This is a genomic window from Streptomyces sp. NPDC015220 (genome assembly GCF_043079345.1).
GTDB lineage: Bacteria > Actinomycetota > Actinomycetes > Streptomycetales > Streptomycetaceae > Streptomyces.
In genome coordinates this window covers 1-24,375 of record NZ_JBIBUK010000016.1, presented here as the reverse complement: position 1 = coordinate 24,375, position 24,375 = coordinate 1, and the positions used below count along the sequence as shown (strand labels likewise).

Here is a 24,375-nt window from a genome sequence, read left to right as displayed (position 1 = left end):
CGGCGCGCGGCGCCGGAGCCGTACGGCGCGGTACCTGGCGGGGCCCGTCCGCGAGCGGGGCGACTCGCGCCGGGCGGCCGGGTGACGGTCCGGTCCGTCAGGGGGCGCACGGTCCCGACCGGTTCGGGCGAGCGGGTAGCGGGGCACGATGACGGCGAGGTCCGTTCACAGACATGGGAGGACACCGTCATGGCCCTGACCCGGGAAGAACGCGAGAGTTTCCTCGCCGAGCCGCACGTGGCCGCTCTGGCGGTCGACGGCGGGCCGGGGAGAGCGCCGCTGACGGTGCCGATCTGGTACCAGTACGAGCCGGGCGGCACCGTGTGGATCATGACCGGGCTGCACTCCCGCAAGAACCAGCGGATCGGTGCGGCGGGCCGGTTCTCGCTGATGGTCGACCGGCTCGAACCCACCATCAGGTACGTGTCGGTGGAGGGGCCGGTCGTCGACACCGAGCCCGCCACCATCGAGCGACTGCGCGAGATGTCCACCCGCTACCTGCCGGCCGACAAGGTCGACGCCTATGTCGACTTCGCCTGGAAGAACCACGGCGAGCAGGTCGTCGTCCGCATGCGGCCCGAACGCTGGGTCTCCTCCGACCTCGGATCGCTGTGACCGCACACCCCGCCGAGGAGGAACGGCGCGGGAGCGCACGGCCGTAGCGTGACGCCGACCGGACGCGCCCGGGGTCTCCGAGAGCCCCCGACCGCCGGAGTTCCTGGACCGCCTGGGGCCGCAAACGGCGTGGCCCTTCGACGGCCGGCGGACCTGCCGGAGCCGACGACGGCCCGCCGCCTGCCCGGCCGACGAGGGCCGCCTCCGCTCGCACCGGCCGTGTCAGTGCCGTGCTGCACAATGCCGTCCACAAAGAAGCGAGATCAACATCGCCCGTACCGGGTAAGCGATCCTCAGTCTCCGTCTTCAGGAAGGCCACCGCTGATGCAGTCCGTCCCTGGCCAGGCACAGGCCCCCGTGGTGTCGTTGACCGCCCGCCGACAGCAGGCCGACGACGGGCGGTCGCCTGCCGTGGGCGGAGTCCGCGCGGACTCCGCCCAGCACAGGGCGCGGACCTCCGGCCGCGGCGTTCCGCTCAGCCGCTCCGCCGCCGACGCACTTCAGGTCGTCCGCGACTCCCGCCACCCGGTCTTCCTCATCGTGCACGCCAACGGCCGCCGCAGATACGGCTACTGGCAGCCGCTGGACCCGCACACCGGCAGGGGAGGCTGCTACGTCGCCCTGGACACCGCCGACTGCGACCTGCTGCGCGACACCGGACGGATAACTCTCGGCGAACCCCTCACCGATCCCAGCAGGACGACGTACCGCGTCCGGCCGGCCGAGACCACGGCCACGCCCCACCGGACGGCACGACGATGGGCCCGCGCGGCCTGATCGACCACACCTGACCGCACCGACCGCACCGATCGGGCCGGCGGCGACGCGATCCCAGGGCTGCGGGGCCGGTGAGCCCTGGTCGCGGGACACGGTCGTGCCTGGACGCCGACGCACGCGCCGCCGTCCGCCGTGGCTCCGCCCATGACCGTGGCCGCCCTGACCCGCGCCGCCCCGCGCGGCTTCGCCCCGAACGGCCGGTCACCCCCCGCCCACTCGGCCAGGTACCGGGGACGCCGCCGGCGACCGTCCCCCGGGGCGCGGTGCGGCGCGCCGCGCGACTCGCCGGAAGCCCGCCCGGGCACGCCCGTGGGTGAGCCGGGCCGGGCCGTGAGCCGGGCCGGGCCGAGACACGCCCCGGGCCCGCCGACGCTCCTCGGTGCCGGCCGTGCGCAGCACCGTCATCCCACAGCGGCACGGCCGCCACCATGGGCGCGGGCGCCATGCCCGTCGCCGTCTTCCTGGCCGCCCCTCACGTGTCGCAGGCCGCCGACGGGTCGTACGGTCCGCTTCCAGTGAGCCGGTGCGTCCGGCGGCCGGTGCGTCCCGCGGTTCGCACCGGCCGGCCCCGGACGGCCCCCGCCACCTGGAACCGGTGGCGGGGCCCGACCCGCCCGCGGTTCCCCTCCCACCCTCCCCACCACCCACGGGAGTTCCCCATGAGATTCCCCGCCTCGCGCAGGTTCCGCAGGCACACCGCCCTGGCCGCCGTGCTCGGCGCCCTGGCCGCGGGCCTGACCGCCCTCGCCCCGCTCGCGCCCGCCGCCGCGGCCGCCGGCACCCTCCAGCAGGTCACCGGGTTCGGGTCCAATCCCGGGAACCTGACGATGTACGAATACGCCCCGGCCGGTCTTCCCGCGAACGCGCCGCTGGTCGTGGCGCTGCACGGGTGCACCCAGTCGGCGAGCGACTACCACGCCCACTCCGGCTGGCAGAAGTTCGCCGACCAGTGGGGCTTCGCCGTGGTCTACCCGCAGACCGGCGCGGCCAACAACAGCCTGTCCTGCTTCAGTTGGTTCGACTCCACCAAGGACACCCGGGGCAGGGGCGAGGCGGCCTCGGTCGTGCAGATGGTCGACCACGCGGCGGCGCAGTACCGCTCCGACCGCGGTCGCGTCTTCGTCACCGGTCTGTCCGCGGGCGGCGGCATGACCGCCGACCTGCTCGCCGACTACCCGGAGGTGTTCGCCGGCGGCGCCGTCGACTCGGGCCTGCCCGCGCAGTGCGCGACCACCCAGGGCGCCGCCTCCGGCTGCCAGTACGGCGGCCGGGGACTCACCCCGCGGCAGTGGGGCGACAAGGTCCGCGACTCCTATCCCGGGTACACCGGCCCGTGGCCGCGGGTCGCGATCTGGCAGGGCACCTCCGACACCACCGTCGCCCCGGTCAACGCCACCGAGCTGCGCGACCAGTGGACCGACGTCTGGGGCATCGGCCAGCCCCCCTCCGACACCCGCGGCCTGCCCGGCGGCACCACCGAGGACGTCTACGACGACTCCGCCGGAAACCCCGCCGTCGCCCTCTTCTCCGTCTCCGGCATGGCGCACGGTCTCGCCGTCGACCCCGGACCGGGCGCCGACCAGTGCGGCGCCACCGGCGCCTACTACCTCGACACCGTCTGCTCCAGCTACCACACCGCGAGGTTCTGGGGCCTGGACGGACCAGGCGGCGGCAGCGGCTCCCTGCCCGCACCGGCCCGGGTGACGGTCACCGGCACCACCGACACCGGGGCGTCGCTGTCCTGGGCCGCCGTCAGCGGCGCAGCCTCGTACAACGTCTACCGCGACGGCACGAAGGTCGCCTCACCGACCGGAACCTCGTACACCGACGCCGGACTGTCCGCCGGATCCTCCTACAGCTACACCGTCGCGGCGGTCGACTCCGCCGGTGCCGTCGGCACCCCCTCGTCACCGGTCACCGCGACGACCGCCGGCACCGCCCCCAGGTGCTACACGGACGACAACTACGACCAGGTCAGGGCCGGCCGCGCCCACCAGAGCCTCGGCCTCGTGTACGCCGACGGCTCCAACCAGGCCATGGGCCTGTACAACGTGGCCGTCATGCACACCCTGAAGGAGACCTCCCAGGACTACTTCGTCATCGCCGACCAGGGCTGCTGACCCACGCGACCGGGCCGGCCCGCCGCCCCGCACAGCCCGCCCACGCGGAGCGGGGCCGCAGGGGCGGGCCCGTCCGCCGCCCGGGTGAGGACCGCCGCCCGGTGGGCCCGATCTGGTGCGCCGCCGCCCCGGCGGGACACTCATCCCGGCATGAGCACTCACCACGACGGCCCGGACCGTGCCCACCAGCGCCCGCCCGGCGTCTCGGACACCACCGTTGAGGCCCTGGGCGCGCTGTCGAAGGCGCTGGAGACGACCGAGCGGGCCCGGGGCCACCTGTACACGTTCCACCAGCTCACCGGTGGCGCCGACTTCGAGCTGGACCGGGCGGTGAGTCTGCTGCGCGAGGCCGGCCACGACGCGTGGGCCGACCGGGTGCAGCGGGAGATCCTGGGCCGCAACGTGATCCCCGGCCACTGGACGTTCCAGATCATCGAGGCCTACAACGCCACGTACTACGAGCCGTTCAAGGCCGTCGAGAACCAGGCCCGCGGAGAGCTGGCCGACGGCCGGGACCACCTGTACGAGGCGGAACTGAAGGAACAGCGCCGTACCGCCGGGCACCCCGACCACACCGCCCGGCCGGACGACTGAACCGGCGCCGGCCGCCCCGGAGCGCACCCGCGGGCCAGGCAGCCGCTCGTGGTACGGCACACGGCGGCGGGCCGTCGAGCGGGAGACGGACCGCCGCGCCGCGGGACGGCCCGGTACGACCGGGGGAGGGCCTCCCGGACCGGGAAACCCTCCCCCCTTGCCGTGATCGGCAGGCGTCAGCCGTCGGACTCCGCCGACGGGATGTAGGCGCCCGGCACGTCCTTCGGCGCGAAGATCCTCTTCTCACCGGGGTACGGCTTGGTCCACTCGTGCGTCTGGTACCACGTGAAGTGGTTCATCTGCGCGGGGTTGGCGTAGTCGGGCACGGCGTTCGGCCCGGTCAGCCGCTGCTGCGACTTCCACTGCTCCCACTCCGCCGCGAGCTGCCGCTTGTCCGCCGGCACCTTGGCCGTCGGCGCGGCCGCCGCACCGGGGTCCTGCGGCGCGGGGGTGTCCAGGCCGCAGGCGGGCGGAGTCTTCAGACCGGCGGTCAGCGGGGTGCGGTTGGGCAGCGCCTTGAACGGAGTGAGGTCCGCCTTCGGGGTGAACGCCGCCGTCATCGGGGTGGCCGCGCTGTCCTTCTGGTTCATCGGGTGGATCCCGAGGATCTGCTCGATGGTCCGGATCATCGTGATCTGGGAGTAGTAGTGGCTGTCGACGACACCGTGCCTGGCCCAGGGGCTGATGATCTGGACGGGTGCGCGGTGGCCGTCGACATGGTCGAGACCGGCCTGGGAGTCGTCCTCGACCACGAAGATCGCCGAGTCCTTCCAGTACGGGCTGTGCGAGATCTCGTCGACGATCCTGCCGGTCGCCAGGTCGTTGTCCGCGACCTGGGCGGCCGCGTTCGCCGGCCCGCCGGTGTGGTCGCTGGAGAGCCAGAACATGTTCAGGTTCGCCGGACCGTTCCGCTCGAAGTCACGCCTCCAGATCTCGTACCGGTAGACGTCCGGGACGCTGGTGTCGAACTTCGGGAAGCCGTGCACCGAGACGTCGTTGAGCGACGGGATCGGCGAGGACGACACCATCGGGTAGGCGGTGCTCTGCCCGGTCGCCGCCATGTTCTTGGCGTCGCAGTACAGGTTCTGCCAGCTCGCGCCCGACGGCTTGGTCAGGAACTGCTGGAACTCGCCGAAGTCCCGCACGGACTTGCCGGCCGCCTGCGCGCCGGTCCACAGGAAGCCGGTCCGCTGATGTCCGAGGGCGTCGTCCTCGGTGTCGTAGCTGCGCTGGTACTCGCCGGCCGAGGACTCGGTGTACTCCGGGTCGTCGGCCTGCATCAGCCAGTTGTGCCCCTCGGCGGAGTTCGTGCCGATGTCGTACGTGTTGTCGTACAGCCCGAACTGCCGGGCCAGCGCGTGCTGGTTCGGGGTCACGTTCTCGCCGAACTCCGCGAGGGACGGATCGCCGTTGCCCTCCGCGACGTCACCGAGGACCTGGTCGTAGGTCCGGTTCTCCTTGACGATCAGGAAGACGTGCTTGATCGTCGACGGGTCGCCGAGCCGCTGCGGGACCGGAACCGGCTTCGCCCGGTGGCCGCCCTTGGCCAGGGTGACGGCGCCACGGCTCCAGCCGTTCTGCTGGAAGACCTTCGCCGTCTCGGACCTGATGACACGGTCGCTGGGCAGCGTGAACCGCTGCACGCTCGACGTCGTGTCGTGGGTGGCGTGACCGGACTTGTCGGTGGGACGGCGCGCGTCGATGCCGCGGGTGTTGCTGACCAGCACCTCGTCGCCGGTGGTGGCGATCTCCGAGGGGAAGTAGTCCGTCGGGAGCAGGCCGACGTAGCTGACCGGGTCCTGCGGGGTCGTGTAGCGGTAGACGGCGACGGCGTTGGCCCGGCCGAGGGTCACCAGCAGGTGACCGTCGTGGGTGAGCGCCACCGCGTCGGGCTCGTACCCCACCGACGCCTCGGGCCACGGCCGGGTGGCGATGGTCTGCACGACCTTGTTCCTGGCGGTGTCGATGACCGACACGTCGTTGGTGGCGGTGTTGGTGACGAACAGCGCCTTGTTCTTCGCGTACAGGGCTGTGGGATGCAGACCGACGTCGATGCTCCCGACGGCGGCGTCGGGATTCGCCAGGTCGATGACGCTGACCGTGCCGGTGGTGGTGGCCGCGGTGACCGGGTCGGCCGGGACCTGGGTGCCGTAGGAGTTCATGGTGGTGTCGCCGGGCTTCGCCGGACGTCCGCCCTCGTTGCTGACGTAGAGCCTGGAGCCGACCTGGACCATGTCGCGCGGGGCGTTGCCCACGGCCCAGCTCTGCCGGACGGCACCGGTCGCCGCGTCGATGGCGACCACCCGGTTCTGGCCGTTGACCGCGGAGTACACGGTGGTGCCGTCGGGCGAGAACACCGCCTCGCCCACCAGGGCGTGCTTGGCCCCGTCCGCCGGGACGGCGACGGAGACCGGGTCGGCGACGCTGCCGTCGGGGTTCACGGTGAACCTGGTGTAGCCGTCGGTCTGGCCCAGCCAGAGCTGCTTGCCGTCCGGCGAGTACGTGGGACCCTCCTGGCCCACGGAGTTGCTGCCGATGCGCGGGCTGGACGACGTGGCGGTGCCGACGAGCTGCTGCACCTTCCAGCTCTTCAGGTCGACGACGGCCAGCGCGCTGCCACCGTCGGTGACCGAGGCCGCGAGGTGGGTGCCGTCCGGACTGACCGAGGACGACATGATCTTGCCGTTGTCGATGACGAGGCGGTCACCGTACGGGGCGATGTACTGGTCGTCGGAGACGACCTGACCCTGACGGGTGGTCTGGCCGACCTGGTCCGTGCCGAACTGGCGCGTCTGGGCGAAGGCGGTGCCGGCGGCGGCCACGGCGAGGGCGGTGATGCACGCCGTCACCAGGGGCGTGCGGCGGCCGAAGCGTCTTCCGGGAGAGCCGGACCGGCCCTTGTCGGCACGCCGACGGCGGCGCGTTACCTGCATGGAGTCATCCCTTCGGGGTGTCGGGAAGCAGTTCGACGTTCCCGTCGAACTGCCAGAGCGGGTTCGGTGCGTCCCCGGTCGGGGTCCGCACCAGGAAGTAGCCGTTCACTTCCTTCGGTCCGTCGCCATCGGCCACGAACCGCCCGTCCGCGGTGACGTCGAGCTGGTACACGGCCGTCCCCGTGGCCTCGACGCCGGGCAGATGCCAGGAGACGACACAGCGCCAGTCGTTGCCCGGCCCGGCGGCCGCGACCCCGACGCCGCCCTTGGTGCACGCCGCGGTCGCCTTCAGCTGCGCCTCGGTGACGTCGGGGCGGTTGAGCTGCTCGGTCTGCATCCGGTAGAGGTGGGCGAAGGCCGTGGCGAGGGAGCGCTGCACCTTGTCCTGCTCGATACCGGAGCCCGTCGCCGAGGTCGCCGCGGCGACGACCCCGACACTCGCGGCGAGCAGCCCGGCGAGCGGCAGCACCCCGGCTACGACCGCGCGGCGCCCCGAGCCGTCGTCGGTCGGATTGGTGAAGTCGCGTCGCACGAAGAGCGCGTAGGCCAGCGCCGTCGCGGTCACGGCCCACACCAGGCCGACCACGACGCCGATCACCAGCGGACCGAGCTGTGCCGGGCTGGTGAACAGACCGTTCCAGGCGATGAAGGCGTAGCCGGGCAGGGCGAGGCGCACCGCGAGGGGAAGCGGCAGCATCTGGGCGAGCTGCATGGCGAGCGCGACCAGCGCGGGCAGCAGCAGGCCCATCGGGGACCGCCCCAGCACGACGGACCCGAGCAGCCCTATCGCGGCCAGCGCCAACGTCGGGGCGAGCACGCTGAGCCAGGCGAGCAGTACGCCCACGGCGGCGTCCGCCGGGGCCAGCAGGTGGCCGTCGAGGCCGGCCAGCGGCCGGTTGCCGACCGTCACGAGCCCCCCGGCCGCGCTGGAACAGGCCAGCCCGGTCACCAGCAGCAGGATGACGGTGAGGCCGGCCAGCGCCTTGGCCGCGAAGATGCGCCGAGGCGACCGGACCGCCACGAGCAGGTGCCGCCAGGTGCCGAGCCGGTCCTCGGCGGCGAACACATCGCCGGCGACCATCGAGGTCAGCAGCGGCAGCGCCCAGGTGCCGGCGAACCCCAGCACCACGAGCGGCCCGGCCCACCCCGTGGCGTGCATCCAGCGACCGAACAGGGTGTCGACGGGGAGAGAGCTCTGCCGGCTCACCGCGGCGACGAAGAGCGCCGGCGCGACCCAGCAGGCGAGGACGAGCAGCCGGATCCGCCATTGCGAGACCAGCTTGACCAGTTCGAAGCGGTAGCCGCGCGCCAGCGGGACGCGGCGGGCGACGACCGCCCGGTCGTGGGCGACGGCGGCGGTCATCGGCCGGCCTCCGGCTGCTCGGTGAGTGCGAGGAACGCGGCCTCCAGCGGCGACACCACGGGTGCGAGCTCGCGCAGCGCGATCCCCGCGCGGACGAGCCGGACCACCAGTTCGTCCAGCGCCGGCACCAGCGCGTGTACGACAAGCACTTCGGCGTCGCGCCGTGCACCGGCGTCGTCGACGACCCGGATCCCGGCCGTCCCGGCGGCCAGCCGGCGGGCGCTGTGCGGGTCGGAGGTGAGCAGCCGGTAGTCGAGTGCACGGTTCTCGGCGGCCAGCTTGCCCAGCGGTCCGGAGAAGACGACCCGGCCGGTGGCGATGATGGTGACCTCGGAGCACAGTGCCTCGAGGTCGTCCATGCGGTGGCTCGACAGCACGACGGCGGTCCCGTCCGCCGCGAGCCGGGCGAGGACGCCGTGCACGTGCTTCTTCCCGGCCGGGTCGAGGCCGTTGGCGGGCTCGTCGAGCACGAGCAGCCTCGGCTCGGTGAGCAGGGCGGCGGCGAGCCCGAGCCGCTGGCGCATGCCGAGGGAGAAGCCTCGGGTCCGGTCGTCGGCGACATCGGTGAGCCCGACCTGGTCGAGCACGTCGTCGATCGCCGCCGTCCGCGCGTCGTGGCCGCGGAGCGCGGCCAGCGCGGCGAGGTTCTGCCTGGCGGTGAGCGAGGGGTAGAGACCGGGTCCGTCCACGAAGCCGGCGACACCGTCGGGTGCCGCGAGCGCCCGCCCGACCGGCGTGCCCAGGATCTCCAGACGGCCGCTGTCGGCGACGGCCAGGCCCAGCAGCAGGCCGAGCAGGGTCGTCTTGCCGGCGCCGTTCGGTCCGACCAGGCCGTGGATCTGCCCCTGCGTCACATCCAGATCGATGCCGTCGAGCGCGACGACGTCGCCGAAACACTTGGTGATCGCGCGAGCCCGGATCGCGGGGAGTGTGTCCATGAGCCCCTTCCTTCGAAACCTTTGAGGACCCTAGGGATGGCACACGACACGTGCGGCGACTGCCGGTTGAACGAACACGGAACGGAAGACGACCGGAATCCGCCGCGCCGATAGCCGAAAAGCCCCCGAGCCGCATGGCTCAGGGGCTTCGCTGCGCGACGCCGCCGTCCGGGGAGGAGGGGGCGAACCTGACCGGCGCGCACCGGAGTTGTCGGGCGCGCTTCTTCCCTCAGGCCCGCGGCGAGGATTCGTCCCGGTTCACCACCGTCCCGGAGACCACGCGGCCCGGACCGGGCGCCGCCTCGGGCGCGCCCTGCTCCTTCAGCGCCTTCGCCTCGCTCTTGAAGATCCGTGCGGCCTTGCCGGCCGACCGCGTCAACTCGGGCAGCTTCTTGATCCCGAGGACCACGACGACGACGAGGAGGATCACGGCCAGTTCACTCAAGCCGAACATCAGGTACGCCCTCCGACTCCCAATCTACAGTGTTGTAGAAGTATCCCCCGGTCGCGTGGCGGCGTCACGCCGGTCGCGCGGCGCTCTCCGCTCGACCGGCCTCCCGATCCACCGGACATGACCGCCGGGTGCTCGTGCTCGAGCCGGCGGACGCGTCGGTGCGCCGCAGCCGGAGGAAGGGGGCGGCGGGTTCGCCGGCGGCCGATCGTTCCTCGAAGAGCCGCGGGAGCCTAGAGCTTTCGTCCGGCGCCGGTCCCCGCCGGATCCCGTTCGGCGGAGTCCATGAACTCGAGCATCCGACGGTTGGTCTCCTCGGCGTGGTCGATCTGCGGCCCGTGGCCGGTGTCGGCGACGATCTCGGCGCGGGCGCCCGGGACCAGTCGGGGAACGCGTTCGACCTGCCGCTGCGGATGCACCAGGAGGCTGCGCCTGCCCAGCACCAGGTACAACGGGGTGCGGATGCCCGCCAGTTCGTCATCGGAGAGCGGCAGCGGCGCCGGGCGGCGTATGCGGTAGGCCCGTACACCGGTCCGGATCATCGTGCGCAGTTCCGGTACGACCAGGACGGGCTGCTCCAGCCAGGCCGCGAGCCGGGGGCGCAGCGCCTTGGGGGCGAACGTGGCGAAGAGGCTGGCGAAGATCCAGACGAAGAAGCGCAGCCCCACCTTCTCCAGGCCCCCGGGGTCGAGCAGGGTGACCGAGGCCAGGCGGTCGGGCCGGCGGTGAGCCTGGTTCAGCGCGAGCCAGCCGCCGTAGGAGGAGCCGACGAGGTGCACCCGGTCGAGACCGAGCCCGGCCAGGCTCTCGTCCAGCCACTGCGCGGCGCGCTGCGGCTCGTGGATCGGGGCGCGCTGCACGCTGCGGCCGGGGTCGCCCGGGGTGTCGAGCGCGTAGACGGGGCGCTCGGCGCTGAGCGCCGGAGTGTTCGGGTACCACATGGCGGAGCAGGAGCCCGCGCCGTGCACGAGGACGACGGGGGTGCGGTCGCGGGCGGCCGGGTCGGCGGGGTCGTAGCGGTAGACGTGGGTGGTCCCGTAGGAGGTCTCCACGTCCTGCTCCCGGGACGCGGGGGCGCCGAGGGCGTAGAGCGCGTCGCACGCCACGAAGTAGCGCTCGCGCCAGGCGTCACTGACGTAGCGGCCGACGTCGGCCTGGGGACGGGTTGCTGCGGACTCGGGCACGGCCACCTCCGGAAGGGGGTCGGTCTTCGTGATACGAACGTATCACGAACATGGTACGGCTGTATCATCAAGGTGAAGCGGGGGCCGGCCGACGGAGCGGAGAGCTGGACGATGCCCAGACACGTGGACCACGCGGAGCGACGGACCGCGATCGCGGAGGCACTGGTCCGCGCCGCCGGCCGGACCGGGCTGCACGCGGTGGGGATGCGTGACGTGGCCGCGGAGGCGGGGGTGTCCCTGCGGCTGGTGCAGTACTACTTCGAGTCCAAGGAGAAGCTGCTCCTCTTCGGTCTGCGGCACCTCGTGGGCAAGTTCGGCGAACGGGTGACCGCCCGGGTCCGGGCCGCCGGGGCCGAGGCGGGGCCGCGCGCCGTCATCGAGGCCCTCCTGATGGCGGCCCTCCCCACCGACGAGGAGAGCCGCGTCTTCCACCACCTCTACACCTCGTACGCGATCCTGGCCGTCACCGACGAGACGCTCGCGGCCCAGCCGTTCATCAAGGACCCCGACGCCGCCGAGGCCACCGTGGCCGAACTGCTCGCGCGGGCGGCGACGGAAGGGTTGCTGCGGGCCGGGGTGGACGCGCGGGCGGAGGCGGTCGGCCTGCTGGCCATGTCGGCGGGGCTGGGCACCAGCATCCTGGTGGGGCAACGCAGTCCGCGGTCCGCCGCCGGGGTGCTCTCCTACCACCTGGACCGGATCTTCCTGCCCCGACCGCCCGGGGGGAAGAGGGCTGGTGACGGCCGGGAAGCCGACGGTGCCGGCCGCGGGGGAGGGACCGCACGGAGTGTCTTGAGGTCCCCTTAGGCTTTGGCCGTTGGTCAACTCAATGCGGCGGGGGTCAGTGGGCCGATGAACCGAACGACAGACGTCTTCCAGCCTCTGCAGGCGGACGATCCACCCGTGGTGGCCGGTTACCGCCTCGCCGCACGGCTCGGCGCGGGTGGCATGGGCCGGGTCTACCTGTCGCACACGCGGGGCGGCCGGCCGGTGGCGATCAAGGTGGTGCGACCGGAGCTGGCCGACGATCCCGGCTTCCGGCGCCGGTTCGGGCGGGAGATCAAGGCGGCCCGGCGGGTCCGGGGCGCGTACACCGCCGAGCTGATAGACGCCGACGCCGACGGCGCACCGCCCTGGCTGGCCACGCTGTACGTGCCCGGCCCCTCCCTCACGGACGCCGTCGCCCGGGGCGGACCGCTGCCGGTGCCGGCGCTGTTGTGGCTGACGGCGGGGGTGGCGGAGGCGCTGCGGGCCATCCACAGCGAGGGCATCGTCCACCGGGACCTGAAGCCGTCGAACGTGCTGCTGGCCGCCGACGGGCCGCGCGTCATCGACTTCGGCATCTCGCTGGCCGCCGACGGCACCGCGCACACCGCCACCGGAGCCGCCATCGGCACGCCCTCCTTCATGGCTCCCGAGCAGGCGTCCGGGGGCGAGGTCACGGCGGCGACCGATGTCTTCGCGCTCGGCCAGACGGCGGCGTTCGCGGCGCTCGGCCGACCGCTCTACGGGGACGGTTCGGCCGTCGGCGTGCTCTACCGGATCGTGCACTCCGAACCCGACCTGTCCCCGCTGCCCCCGCAGCTCCGGCCGCTGCTCGCCCGGTGCCTGGCCGCCGATCCGGCGGAGCGGCCCACCCCGGCGGAGATCGTCGAGTGGTGCCGACGACGGCTGGGCGGAGACGCCGACGCGGGCGGGGGACCGTCGGTGTGGCGGGACATCGCCGGGCCGGAACCCATGGTTCCGGCTCCGGTGCCCGACCCCACCCCCGTGCTCCCGCAGCCGCCGGCCGGGGCGCCGCGACCGCGGGCCCGGTCGCCGCTGCCGACGCCGGCGGAGCGCACGGTCCGTGGACGGCGCAGGGCGCTGGTCCCGGTCGCCGGGGTGGTGGGAGGCGCGCTGCTGGTGACGGCCCTGGCCTGGTCGGTCATGGACGCCGGGGACCGGCCCGGTCACCGTGACGGGACCGGTTCCACGGCGTCCGCCACCGGACCGACCGTACGAACCTCGGCGACCTCGTCGGCCACGGCGCCGGGGTCCCCGGCTTCCTCGCCGGGCTTCCCGGACTCCGCGGCTCGCGGAGCCGGTGACGGTCCGTCCGGGGCCGCACGGTCCTCCTCGGCCTCGTCCCCGCAGCCGCGGGCCGAGCCGTACCCCGGGGTGTCGTTGCGGACGGACAACTCGGTGAACCTCAGGAACCCGGGTGCCGAACTCGACAACCGCGAGGGTGACATCCGCTTCGGCTGCAAGATGGTCGGTTGCGAACTGGAGAGCGACACCGCCGTGTTCCTCCAGGTGTACGGCAAGCCCGGCGACGGCACCCTCGACATGTGCCGTCTCCTGCTCAAGCACCACACGAGCCACAGCCTGCCGCTGGCCGGGGCGGCGAACGGCACCGAGATCTGCGTCAAGGACTCCTCCGGGAACACGGGGCTGTTCGTGATCCAGACGAAGTCCACCGCGATGCCGGACATCGCCTTCCTCCAGGGAGACCTGACGCTCTGGCGGGGCGCGGCCTAGACGGTGCGCAAGGGGTGGTACCCGGTGCGGTCCGTCCGACGGACGCCCGCTCCGGCGCGCGCCGGCCGACGCGGCTCCGCGTTCCCGCGCACCGCGGCGCACACCGACCGCGGCGCGATCGGGGCGTCCGGGCAGAATGCGTCGGCGACGGGCGCGGCCACCGGCCGCCGTGCCCGGCTCGACGCCGCCTGCCTGTCCCGGCTCGCGGTGGAGGACGCACCGGCGGGGACGGGTGTCGCGCGCCGTCGACCCGCGCGCCGGATCGGCGTCCCGCACATGGTCTTGACGAGGGCATGACTTACGCCCTCTGATTATGGGAGCGCTCCCGCATTCGTTCGCCGACGTGGAGGGGTCCACCCCATGAAACGAAGAGCCGTCGTCCGCAACGCCGTTCTCGCCCTGGTCACCGCCGCGGCGGCGGCCCTCGCGCCGAACGCCTCCGCAGCCGGCGGAGCCGCCGTGACCGGGCCCGCCACCCGTTTCTACACCCCGGCGCCCAACCCGGACGCGGTACGCCAAGTCGCCGACCTCACCCGCGCCGGCCGGCTGAGGGAGGCGGCCGGCGTCCTGCGTATGATCACCACGCCACAGGCGGTCTGGTACGGAGACGAGGAGCCGGACGAGGTCCGCTCGGCGGTCGCCGGGGTCACCCGCGCCGCCGCCGCGAAGCACACCGTGCCCGTGCTCACGCTGTACGACGTCCCGGGACGCGACTGCGCCAACTACTCGGCGGGCGGTGCCACGACGAGCGCCGAGTACTCCTCCTGGATCGACGGCGTCGCCGCGGGGATCGGCAACCGGCGGGCGGTCGTGATCCTGGAGCCCGACTCGCTGGCCCTGCTCCCCTCCGACTGCGGCCAGGACGACGCCGCCGGCACGAAGACCGCGGCCCGGTACGACGAGATCTCCTCCGCCGTCCGGACGCTGTCGTCCCTGGCCGGCACCCGCGTCTACCTGGACACCGGTCACCCGGCCTGGCAACCGGTCGGAGCGATCGTCCCACGGCTGCTGAAGGCGGGCGTGGCCGACGCGGCGGGCTTCTTCACCAACGTCTCCAACTATCAGACCGACGAAGCCGACGCCTGGTACGGCGACCTGATCTCCTCCTGCCTCGCCTACGCGCAGGCGGGCGGCGACCCGGCCGACTGCCCCAACCAGTACTGGCCCCGTGCCGACGCCCAGGCATGGCTCGACACCCACGTCACCGCCGACCCGGCGGAGATGAAGCACTTCGTGATCGACACCAGCCGCAACGGCCAGGGCCCTTGGACCCCGCCGGCCGGCAAGTACGGCGACGCCCAGGACTGGTGCAACCCGCCGGGCCGCGGCCTCGGTGCCCGACCCACCGCGAGGACCGGCGACCCGCTCATGGACGCCAAGCTCTGGATCAAGATCCCCGGTGAGTCCGACGGCCTCTGTCTGCGCGGCACCGCAGGCCCCGACGACCCCGAACGCGGCGCTCCCGACCCCGCCGCCGGCCACTGGTTCCCGCAGCAGGCGCTGGAACTCGTCGCCAACGCCGGTACCGCTTGGCGCTGACCGCGGGGCGACGGCCTCCGGGCACCGGGACGGTGGAGTGCGCGGGCGGTGCGGGCGCGCGCACCGCCGCCCCGGTCGGCGTGAGGCGGTCGAGCGGCCCGTCGGCCGATGTCCGGAGTGGGAGCCCGGGCGCTGCCGGCCGCACACCCGGCCCCGGGGCCCGGGGCGTCTTTGCCGCTTCGTGCCAGGACGCCCCGGTTCGGGTCCGCAGCCGCACGCCGTCGATCGGCTGCCGCCGGGCCCACACCGGCGGCCGGCCCGTCGCCAGGCCCTACGCGACGACGCACTCGGCCACCTCGCTGACGCGAACTCAGTGCCGTCCGTATCGACGGGCCTTCACCCGAGGCCGAGTCCCAGTCTCGCGACAGTTCCCGGTCCTACCGTGCCCACGGGCGCAGCTTCTCGGGATTGCGGACCGCCCAGACCCGGGTGACGCGTCCGTCGTGGACGTCGAAGGAGGCCACGGTCATGACGACTCCGGCGCGCCGGGCCACCAATCCCGGCACACCGTTGACCGAGCGCGCCAGCAGTTCGAGACCCGGAGCCTTGTCGGCGATGGCGACCATGTACTGGGCGATGCGCGCGCCGCCCTCGACCGGCCGCAGGACGGCGCCGACCATGCCGCCGCCGTCGGCGGTCATCACGGCGGCCGGGTCGAGGAGAGCGACGAGGGCCGCGATGTCCTTGGTCTCCCACGCCTCCTTCACGTGCCTCACCACGTCGGCCCGGCCGGTCGCCGTCACCGGGGCGTGCGCGCCGCGCACCCGTCGCCGGGCGGAGGCCGCGAGCTGCTTGCAGGCCGCAGGCGTCCGGCCGAGGACGCCGGCGATCTCGGCGAACGGGTACCGGAAGACGTCGTGCAGGACGAACGCCACCCGCTCGGCGGGCGTCATCGACTCCAGGACGACGAGGAAGGCCGTGGCCACCGACTCGTCCTGGACGATCTGGTCGGCGGGGTCGGCGGGTCCGGTGGGAGCGGCGCCGCCCGCGCGGCACCACTCGGTGCGGTCCGGCAGCGGCTCGGGCAGCCACGCGCCGACATAGCGTTCGCGGCGCGCCCGGGCCGAGCCCAGCAGGTCCAGACAGATGCGGCTGGTCACCGTCGTCAGCCAGGCGCCGGGGGAGAGGATCTCCTCCTGCCGGCTCGGTGGCAACCCGTACCAGCGTGTGTAGGCGTCCTGCACGGCGTCCTCGGCCTCGGTCACCGAACCGAGCAACCGGTAGGCGATGTTGATCAGTTGGCGTCGCTCGCCGGCTATTTCCTCCGTGCCGGTCCCGACAGTCCCCATGATTCCGGCCGCCCCCTCGCCTTACCTTTCGCAGGCCCGCGTCGTCGGGCTGGTGAGACCTTATCGATCCACTGCCCGAGGGCGGAAAAGGGGACTGTGACATGGCCACTCAGGTGACGACCACGGCGAGCGTGCCGCGCGGCTCCGCGTTCCTGCGGGTCGCGATCGCCCTGCAGACCCTGACCATCTTCCTCCAGGCGGTCTCCGCCGGACTGTTGCTGACCTCGTCCTACGGAGAGACCCTGCACGGCGTCGGGGCCCGTGTGATGTACGGGGCGTCGATGCTGTACGTGCTCGCGGCGGTACTGGCGTGGAAGCCGGGCGGCGGCTCGTCCCGGCCGGTCTGGCACGCGTCGGGTTTCCTCGTGCTCGCCTCGGTCCAGGTCGTGCTCGGCATCGCGCACGTCCCGTCGGTCCATCTCCCCCTGGGCGTCCTGATGTTCGGTCTGAGCGTGCTGGCACTGGCCCGACGCTGAGGTCCGGCACGCGGACCGCCGGGACGACCCCGGCCGGCCCCTTCCGCACGAGGAGACCCCCGCCACGGCGGGGGCCTCGCGTGCGTGTCCGCCCAACGGAAGAGACGAGTCCTCTCGTTCGTGACGAGCGGGTCGTGGCGGGCGCCGCAGAGACGCTCGACCGGGGTGCAGTGGGCCGGTCAACGCCTCCGCGGTGCCCGCGTTGCTGCTACTTCTTGTGGCAGGCCCACTTGCCGTTGACCTTGGTGTAGTGCTCACCCTTCGGGCACTTCTTGTGCTTCGGCGTCTTCGTGGAGTCGGGCTTGGGCGCCGCGTGATGACTTGCTGCGACTGTGGAGTGCGTAGGTGCCGCAACAGCGGTGCCCATGGAGGCCACAGCTGCCCCACCGGCGAAGACGCCCGCAGCGACGGTAGCGGCCAGAGTGCGTGTGATCGTGCTTCGCATGATCGTCACCTCTCTGTGGTCGGCTTTGCCTCTCACGTTCGATTCTGGACATCGCCTCTCGCGGGCTGCATCTCGATCACCGGGGCGAGAGCCCAGGCGACACCTTCGCCGCAGGTCAAGCGCGGTGCGCCTGTGCTGTGGAGGGCGGGTGGCCGATGAGGCGGACACCGCGAACGAGCCGGTGCTGACAGATTGAACGGGAGACGACTTCTCTTTCCGTGTGAGGGACCCGCCGCTGGGTGAGCCTGTGCACACGCGGTGGGACGGGTGAGGATCTGCGCGCCCATCTCACAGCCAGGATGCGGTGGTTGAAGCACACACGTTCTCGCCGCACGTCGGCCCGGACTTCGGCGCTGGCCTCCGGCGCGCTGTCCTCGCCCGAGTGCCGGGGGCCGGGCCCGGCGCTCAGGGGCAGGGCATGCTCATGTAGAGGGCCTGTTCGCCCGACGAGGGCGTGCCGTCGTAGAGCGTCGTGTCCAGTCCGCAGAAGGTGAATCCCATCCGCCGGTAGGCGTGGATCGCCGGGGCGTTGACGTTGGTGACCTCGAGCCAGACGTGCACTGCCCCGCGTTCGCGGGCGAATCCGACGGCGTGGCCGATCAGGGTGCGGCCGATGCCCTTCCCCCGGTGGACCGGAGCGACTTCGATGTCCTCGATGGCCAGCCGCCGGTTCCACGGAGCGTAGGAGACCGCGACGAAGCCCGCCAGACCACCGTCGGTCGCGACGGCGACGAAGGTACGGCTGTTCGCGTCGTCCTCGGCAGCGGAGACATCGGCGTCATCGCTGTCCTCCGCCGGGAAGACCTTGCGGATGGGCGGGTCCACGGGGATCTCCTGAAGGGTGAACCCCCTCTCGGTCACGGCCACGTGGAGGACGGTGCCAGTGGTGAAGGATCCGTCGAGCGCCCCGATGGCCTCGGTGTCCTCGGGCCGCGCGGTGCGGAACTCGTATCCCATGTCATCAACGGTCGTCATGGCACGAACCTACGACCGGCCTGACCGGAGTCGATGCGTCCCGGCCCCGCCGGAGCGGAGGCGCGGCGCGTCGCGCTTGCCGTACGCCTCCGCGAGAGCGGGACGCGTCAGGACCCGCGGGAAGGAGACTGCGGCGAGGGCGACGGACGCGGCGAAGACCCAAGGCGTGGCGTGCGACGAGCCACTGGGCGAGCAGGCCCACGGTGCCGGCTCCGACGGGCATGGCGCCCCGGTCGAAGTGGCCGACTCGGCGGCGCGCTGTGGGCCGTGCTCCCGGTCAGTCGAGCGCGGACGCGAGGGCGGTGGCGAGCTGCGATCGCCGGTTGATCTCCAACTTCGTGTAGGCGTGGTGCAGATGCCCTCCGACGGTGCGGTGCGAGAGATACAGCTGGTCGGCTATCTGCTTGTTGGTGTACCCCTCGGCGGCCAGCCGGGCGACGTGCAGTTCCTGAGCTGTGAGCACGGACCCGGCGTCGAAGGACTGGGGCGACTGCGTCCGCTGCGCACTGCCCGCAGCGCGCAGCTCCTGTGCCGTTCGTTGCGCGAACGGCGTCGTGTGGTGTGACTCGAACACGTGCAGTGCCGCGGAGAGGTGGTCGCGTGCCTCCACGATGCGGCGTTCTCGCCGCAGCCACTCGCCGAAGAACAACCGGGTCTTGGCCAGGTCGAGGAAGGCGGTGCTCCGCTCACCGCGTCGTATCGCCCGTTCGAAGTGGGCACGTGCGTCGTCACCTGTCGCCAACAGCGCCCGCGACCGTTCGACGAGCATCGCGAGGTGGTCGGAGTCGCTGGACGCGAGGGCGGCCGTCGCCATGTCGAGCCAGCCCTCCACCACCTCCGGCCGGCCGGTTCGCACGGCCGCGTCGGCAAGGTCGCCGCCCGCCCAGACGCCGATGGGCGGATGCTCGACGCTCTTCAGCAAGTGGGCGACCGCCTCCTCCGGGCGGTGCTCGTTCGCCGCCATCTGGGCGGACGCCCAGGACGCGATGGCCGCCACCCTGGCAGCGGGAATCAGTCCGGACAGTTCGGCACAGGTCTTGAGGGCGGCGGTCGCGAGCTCGGGTTCGCCGCGCCATGCGCGTGCGCGTGCGATGTTCGCCGCGGCCAGTGCCCCCACCACCGACAGGCCGAGATCGAAACTGAGCCGCAGCGCGTGCTCCGAGTCGGCGAGGCCGGCCGCGATCGCGTTGGCGGTCACCCGTACCGTGCCGCGTCCGGAGATGGCCACCGTCTCGTCGCTCGTCCGTGCCGATCGCTGGAACATGTCGGCCTCGGCGCTCCAGACGCGTTCGGCGTCGGCGAGGTCATGGGTGTCCTCGACGGCGAACGCGAGGCAGTTCAGCAGCGTCGAGTCCGTCTCGCGTACCTGCCGCTGGAAGAACGACAACGCCTCCTCGACGGACGTTATCCGATCCGCCGGACTGATCAGGGCCAGACCGATGCTTCGAAGCACCTGTTGTGGTTCGGTGACGGCGGTGTCGGGCCGCCGGAGCTCGTCGGCCACGGCTGCCCTGATCTCGGCGGAGGAGTCCTGGCCGAGGAAGCTGCGCACCGCCGCCCACGTGAGGACCTCGACGCGGTCGGCCGGATCGCTGAGTGTCCGCGCCAGCGTGACGAGTTCGTCGCCGCTTCGACCCGGAAGCGTCGTGCTGGTGCCGGCGATCATCCATTCGGTGCGAGCGAACTGCACCACCGACGCTTCACCGTCGACGATCGGCTTCGCCTCGGCGAGCAGGGCGGCGGCGTCGTCCGTCGCGCCCGCCTGCCGCGCGGCTTCGGCTGCCATGACCGTGCGCCGCGCCCGCTCCGCCGCGGTCGGGGTCAGCGCGGCCGCGCGTCGCCAGGCGGCGGCCGCTTCGGTCCGTGCACCCCGCCGGCCGGTCGCCACGGCGACTTCCTCGAGCTCGGCGGCGACCTCCTCGTTCCATCCGGCAACTGCTGCGGCCCGGTGCTGGACGGCACGCGCGGCATCGACGACGACCGCCGCGAGCTCGGTGTGCACGCGGGACCGGGCATCGGAGTCGGCGTCGTCGTAGACCGCCGAACCCACCAACGGGTGGCGGAACTTGTAAGCGCCACCCATGAGTGTGATCAGCCCGAAGCTCTCGGCCGGCGCGAAGTCGCGTTGGTCGAGGCCCAGATTGCGGGCCGCCGCGAGCACTTCGTAGCTGCTCGCATCCTCTCCGGCGGCGGCGACGAGGAGGGCGCGCTGCGTCGCTCGGGGCAGCAGGGCGACCTCGGCCAGGAAGGAGTCCTCCAGCCGTTTGCCCATCGGGACACGGCCGCGCTCGGCAGGAGACGGTCCTTCGACCCACGACGGGCCGGTCGACCACTCGGTCAGAGCGAGCGGGTTGCCCAGCGCGCGCTCGACCAGTCGGCGCCGTTGCGGCAGCGTCAGCGCGGGCGCGTGCAGGGCGACCAGGTTCATCGAGTCTTCCTGGCTGAGCGGGGTCAACAGCACCTGGTGCTTGAAGTGCGGCCTGCGGTCGGGGTAGACGCGATCAGCCCGGCTGGTGGCCAGGAGCAGCGCCGGCATGACGCTCATGCGGGCCGCGAGGAAGGTGACGATGTCGGCCGTTGACCGGTCCAGCCAGTGCAGATCCTCGATCAGCACCACGAGGGGACCTCGCGCCGCGGCTTCCTCCAGCAGTCCGAAGGCGGCGAGCCCGGTGATGAGACGGTCGGCCGGCTCTCCCTCCGCCCCGAACGCCACGTCGAGGGCCGTGCGCTGGCGCGGCGGTAGCGCGTCGACGCGGTCGAGCAGAGGGAGCAACAGTTCGTGCAAGCCCTCGAAACCGGCCGCGCCCGCGCCGCGGACGCCGTGACAGGACAGGACCTCGAAGCCCGATGCGGACGCGGCCTCGACTACCGCGGAGACGAGCCTGCTCTTTCCGATACCCGCTTCGCCGTACACGAGCGCCGAAGACCCGTGTCCCTGTCGCGCCGAATCGATGAGAGTGATCAACTGTTCGAACTGCGGTTCTCGTCCGATCACGTGCACGTACCCACTTCTCAGGACATCCGGACCCGCAGTCGGCAGTCACCTGCCCCGCTGTGTCGCGGTCGTCGGCTGAAATAAGCTGACCGGTCACATTGTACAGTCCGTGGCGAGAACTGTGATCGACTGACTGCGAGGAATTCGGGGTCACGTGGCCGGCGCTGCCATCGCCTCCCACCGCGCTTCCGGACGGGTACGCGCCGTCGATGTGTGGGCGTGGCTCCCGATGGCAGCAGGCCCCGTGTGTCCCGCGGGGGCCCGGCACGCTCTGGGAGTTCACCGCCGCCCCACCACCCTGCCGACGGGGCCGCCCCAGCCGCACGCGGGCTCGTGCGGAACGAGGACCTGGGAGCACCACGATCCGGTGCGCGTACGCTCGGGGCCCGGACCTCGCAGCACTCCTGTGAGTCCCGCCGACCTGTCCGCTCTCGTGTGGAGTCGTCAATGGCCGTTCGCCGTGTTGTGCCCAACATCCAGTCCGAGGCCGTTCCGGAGAGCCGGGACTTCTACGGTCTGCTGGGGTTGGAGGAGGTCATGAACCATGGCTGGATCATGACGCTCGCGTCCGCGTCCGATCCGGCGGCGCAGGTCAGCTTCATGACCGGCGACAGGACCGCGCCGGTGACCCCCGACCTGAGCATCGAGGTGAGCGACGTGGACGCGGCGTACGCGGTCATGGAGGCCGGCGGTGCGGAGATCGTCCATCCGCTGCAGGACGAGGAGTGGGGAGTGCGGCGGTTCTTCGTGCGCGATCCCAACGGCCGAGTGGTCAACGTCCTGGGGCACCGCTGACGTCTGCCTTCCGTCCGGTGCGGGTGCCGTTCACAGCCGCTCGCCCTGAGGGCCGGCCGGGTCGCCGGCGCCGAAGTGAGGGTGACATGAGGACGCCGGCCGCGGTCACCTTGTCGCCGAGCTGTCCCAGGCGTCACCGGCGCCATCCGACCCGCCTCCGTTCGGCTGTTACAAGACGGCGACGAAGCCCCGATGAACGTCCGTCCCGGTTGTGCCGTCGTTTCCAGTGACGGCGCCAATCGGTGCGTAAGCGCCCTTTGGCGCGAAAGGATGTTCCCACCTCAGGAAGGGGCAAATCTGTGATGGTCTCGAAACGGCGCTCGCTGCGCACAGCCGTCGTCGGTGTCCTCGGCGCGGCCTCCCTCGCCCTCGCGGGCACCGCGATGGCGGCAACCCCGGCCGCGCCCACCGCACCCCCTGCCGTCGTCGCGCACGACGGCGCGCCCGTCAAGGCAGGCATCACCGCCAAGGCGTCCACGTCCTCGGTCAGCGCCTGGCAGTTGTTCCGGGTCACCGGCCGGACCACCGGTCTCGAGCCGGGCAGCAAGGTGACCCTTCAGCAGAAGCAGCGTGGCAAGTGGGTCACCCTGCCCGCCTCCATGAGCACCTCGAGGAACGGCTCCTACTCGCTCGGCGTCAAGCTCGGGCTGAAGGGCCGGAACGAGCTGCGCATCGTCAGCGGCACCACGGCCTCGCCGGTCTTCGTCGTGACGGTGCGCTGAGACACGCCGCGGTGGTGGCGACGGAGGCAGGCGGCGGGTGCCCGGGAGCTTCGTCCGCCCCGGTGCACGCACAGAGTCGTCCCCAGTGCCCGCACAGGGTCCGGGCCCTGGTCTGTCTCCAGCGTGCCTGCACGGGGAAGGGACCATCGGCGCAATCGGCGAGGGTCCCGTCCCGGCCGCCGGCCACCGCCTACGGACCTCCGTGGGCCGTCGGCCGGCGGCCGGCTGAGGGCGCGCGTCAGGACAGTGCCGTCCGGCCGCCACGGCTGCCCGGGCCGCGCTCGCGTCCTGCCTGGTGCACGATGGACGCACCGTCGTGATGCCGGGCCCGAAACGGGGGCACCTTCCTCATCACCGGATGGGGGCGCACGGGCATCCGCATACCGGGCATCACCCGATCGGCGTACGCGGCGGGAGGCGGCTGGGCGTGCGGCATCCCCCATTCGGCCGCATGCTGGTTTCCGGACTGATGCCGAGCCGAAGCGCGCGTCGGTGATTCATGATCACTGCTGCGTGGGGAGGTGCAGAGGTCGTGGTAGCCCTGATAGCCCTGTTCGTACCGGTCGTCCTGATGCTGATGTCTTTCGCGCTGGACGCCCTGGAGGATCTGCTGTTCCCTCCGTCGGAGCCGCCCACCGCGGATTCCGACCCACCGGAGCAGACGGCGTCCGAGTGAAGGGCGACCTTGTTCTTCGGCGTGATGTCTCGGGCCCGAAGGACGCTGCCGTCGCGCGTCGCGACGACGGAGCGCGCGCCGTGAGAGGTGCGAACAACCTAGTCGGTGGAGGCGGTCACGCTGCTACGGGACTTCGTGGCGCCTCGGTATCGGCGTGACGCCGCGTCGAGTCGGGGGGTGAGTGTTTTCGGGATGGCCGTCCGGTTGTCCCTGGCGGTGCGGTCGGCGGTGACGGCGGCCATGACCAGGTGGCGGGCCGCGTGCAGGATGTCCAGGGCGGCGCGGGTGTGGCCGGTCGGGGGCTGTCCGGTGGGTGGTGCGGGGGTGCGGGGTCCTGCGGGCTGCCGGCGGGTGGCTTCGGCGTCCAGTTCGGCGGCCAGGCGGCGGGCGGCGTTGGCGAGTGTGGAGGCGGCCGAGCGCAGTTCGTGGCGGTGTTCGGTGGTGCGTTCGGGACGGGTCTGGGGGGCCGCGGTGCGTGCCATGAGCCGTTGGTGGCGGGTGCGGCACGCTTCGGAGCAGAACTGTCGGGGTCGTGTGCCCGGGCTGCCCTTCGAGGCGAGGACCCGCCCGCATCCTGGCCCTTCGCAGAGCTTCATGTCGACCACTCCCAACCGGCTGAGGCGCTGTGAAACGGTGGCTTGCCGCTGTTGACGGCCCGTCGTCCGTCTCGGTGCGCGTTGTCCGTGCCTGTCGTGTGTTTCCGTGACTGTCGTTGGCGTCCGTGCCTGTCTGGTCTGCGGCTGTGGCTTTTGTCCGTGTCGGTGTGTGTTGTCCACTGCCGACGGTAAGCCCCGTGGTGGGGCGGGTGTGGCATTGGTGCCGGGTCTGGTGGTGGCGGTGGTGTGCCGGGTGTGTCGGGCGGTGCTGTTCGGTTGGTGTTGTGGTCAGCGGGTTTGGCTGAGTTCTCGGTCGGTTCGGGGGTGGTCGTGGTGGGGGTGGGTGTTGAAGTGGGTGGTGGGGTGGTAGCG

At 72.4% G+C, this 24,375-nt stretch carries 20 protein-coding genes; 11 read left to right on the top strand and 9 right to left on the bottom strand.

All coding sequences use genetic code 11. The features are described 5' to 3' along the window. The first annotated feature begins 189 nt into the window (after positions 1-189). From ACF061_RS26830 to ACF061_RS26815, 4 genes are all read left to right on the top strand, one after another. A complete protein-coding gene (locus tag ACF061_RS26830; RefSeq protein ID WP_392269536.1) occupies positions 190-615 on the top strand; it encodes a pyridoxamine 5'-phosphate oxidase family protein in 426 nt (141 codons plus the stop codon). A 324-nt stretch (positions 616-939) separates the two neighbouring features. After that, a complete protein-coding gene (locus tag ACF061_RS26825) occupies positions 940-1,392 on the top strand; it encodes a cell envelope biogenesis protein OmpA (RefSeq protein WP_392269535.1) in 453 nt (150 codons plus the stop codon). Positions 1,393-2,051: 659 nt separating this feature from the next. After that, positions 2,052-3,512, top strand: a complete 1,461-nt coding sequence (locus tag ACF061_RS26820) for a PHB depolymerase family esterase (RefSeq protein WP_392269534.1) — start codon at positions 2,052-2,054, stop codon at positions 3,510-3,512. Positions 3,513-3,662: 150 nt separating this feature from the next. Continuing rightward, positions 3,663-4,106 carry a hypothetical protein gene (locus ACF061_RS26815; RefSeq protein ID WP_392269533.1) on the top strand — a complete coding sequence of 148 codons (444 nt, stop codon included), beginning with the start codon at positions 3,663-3,665 and terminating at the stop codon, positions 4,104-4,106. A gap of 176 nt (positions 4,107-4,282) precedes the next feature. Here the strand turns inward: ACF061_RS26815 and ACF061_RS26810 are convergent, their stop codons facing one another. From ACF061_RS26810 to ACF061_RS26790, 5 genes are all read right to left on the bottom strand, one after another. Continuing rightward, entirely contained in the window at positions 4,283-7,039 is a 2,757-nt protein-coding gene (locus ACF061_RS26810) for an alkaline phosphatase family protein (protein ID WP_392269532.1), read from the bottom strand. Positions 7,040-7,043: 4 nt separating this feature from the next. Further along, a complete protein-coding gene (locus ACF061_RS26805; protein ID WP_392269531.1) occupies positions 7,044-8,402 on the bottom strand; it encodes an ABC transporter permease in 1,359 nt (452 codons plus the stop codon). Continuing rightward, entirely contained in the window at positions 8,399-9,340 is a 942-nt protein-coding gene (locus ACF061_RS26800; RefSeq protein ID WP_392269530.1) for an ABC transporter ATP-binding protein, read from the bottom strand. Before ACF061_RS26800 ends, ACF061_RS26805 begins: the two co-directional genes overlap by 4 nt. Before the next feature lie 229 nt (positions 9,341-9,569). Further along, the gene (locus tag ACF061_RS26795; protein ID WP_392269529.1) at positions 9,570-9,794 is read right to left on the bottom strand and encodes a twin-arginine translocase TatA/TatE family subunit; all 225 of its coding nucleotides are present in this window, start codon (positions 9,792-9,794) and stop codon (positions 9,570-9,572) included. A 230-nt stretch (positions 9,795-10,024) separates the two neighbouring features. Then, complete coding sequence (locus ACF061_RS26790; protein ID WP_392269528.1) at positions 10,025-10,975, bottom strand: alpha/beta fold hydrolase; 951 nt, start codon at positions 10,973-10,975, stop codon at positions 10,025-10,027. Between the two features lie 111 nt (positions 10,976-11,086). Between ACF061_RS26790 and ACF061_RS26785 the strand changes: the two genes are divergently transcribed. The 3 genes from ACF061_RS26785 (at position 11,087) to ACF061_RS26775 (ending at position 15,034) form a co-directional block, all read left to right on the top strand. After that, positions 11,087-11,782, top strand: coding sequence for a TetR/AcrR family transcriptional regulator (locus tag ACF061_RS26785; protein ID WP_392269527.1), 696 nt, complete (start codon positions 11,087-11,089; stop codon positions 11,780-11,782). A gap of 45 nt (positions 11,783-11,827) precedes the next feature. Beyond that, positions 11,828-13,495 carry a protein kinase gene (locus ACF061_RS26780; protein WP_392269526.1) on the top strand — a complete coding sequence of 556 codons (1,668 nt, stop codon included), beginning with the start codon at positions 11,828-11,830 and terminating at the stop codon, positions 13,493-13,495. 360 nt (positions 13,496-13,855) lie between these two features. Then, the gene (locus ACF061_RS26775; protein ID WP_392269525.1) at positions 13,856-15,034 is read left to right on the top strand and encodes a glycoside hydrolase family 6 protein; all 1,179 of its coding nucleotides are present in this window, start codon (positions 13,856-13,858) and stop codon (positions 15,032-15,034) included. Between the two features lie 377 nt (positions 15,035-15,411). On the opposite strand, the gene sigJ is transcribed toward ACF061_RS26775, so the two are convergent. Further along, a complete protein-coding gene (gene sigJ, locus ACF061_RS26770) occupies positions 15,412-16,323 on the bottom strand; it encodes an RNA polymerase sigma factor SigJ (protein ID WP_392269524.1) in 912 nt (303 codons plus the stop codon). A 101-nt stretch (positions 16,324-16,424) separates the two neighbouring features. On the opposite strand from sigJ, the gene ACF061_RS26765 reads away from it, so the two are divergent. Continuing rightward, positions 16,425-16,799, top strand: a complete 375-nt coding sequence (locus ACF061_RS26765; protein WP_392269523.1) for a hypothetical protein — start codon at positions 16,425-16,427, stop codon at positions 16,797-16,799. Between the two features lie 850 nt (positions 16,800-17,649). Here the strand turns inward: ACF061_RS26765 and ACF061_RS26760 are convergent. Further along, complete coding sequence (locus tag ACF061_RS26760; protein WP_392269522.1) at positions 17,650-18,219, bottom strand: GNAT family N-acetyltransferase; 570 nt, start codon at positions 18,217-18,219, stop codon at positions 17,650-17,652. A 277-nt stretch (positions 18,220-18,496) separates the two neighbouring features. Then, positions 18,497-21,214 (bottom strand): AAA family ATPase, encoded by a 2,718-nt coding sequence (locus ACF061_RS26755; protein ID WP_392269521.1) that lies wholly within the window; start codon positions 21,212-21,214, stop codon positions 18,497-18,499. 447 nt (positions 21,215-21,661) lie between these two features. Between ACF061_RS26755 and ACF061_RS26750 the strand changes: the two genes are divergently transcribed. The 3 genes from ACF061_RS26750 (at position 21,662) to ACF061_RS26740 (ending at position 23,407) form a co-directional block, all read left to right on the top strand. Then, positions 21,662-22,009, top strand: a complete 348-nt coding sequence (locus ACF061_RS26750; protein ID WP_392269520.1) for a VOC family protein — start codon at positions 21,662-21,664, stop codon at positions 22,007-22,009. A 302-nt stretch (positions 22,010-22,311) separates the two neighbouring features. Continuing rightward, the gene (locus ACF061_RS26745; RefSeq protein ID WP_392269519.1) at positions 22,312-22,731 is read left to right on the top strand and encodes a hypothetical protein; all 420 of its coding nucleotides are present in this window, start codon (positions 22,312-22,314) and stop codon (positions 22,729-22,731) included. Between the two features lie 532 nt (positions 22,732-23,263). After that, positions 23,264-23,407: a hypothetical protein gene (locus tag ACF061_RS26740; RefSeq protein ID WP_392269518.1), complete on the top strand. Its 144-nt coding sequence runs from the start codon at positions 23,264-23,266 to the stop codon at positions 23,405-23,407. A 98-nt stretch (positions 23,408-23,505) separates the two neighbouring features. Here the strand turns inward: ACF061_RS26740 and ACF061_RS26735 are convergent, their stop codons facing one another. Then, entirely contained in the window at positions 23,506-23,889 is a 384-nt protein-coding gene (locus ACF061_RS26735; RefSeq protein WP_392269517.1) for a hypothetical protein, read from the bottom strand. Positions 23,890-24,375: the final 486 nt, after the last annotated feature.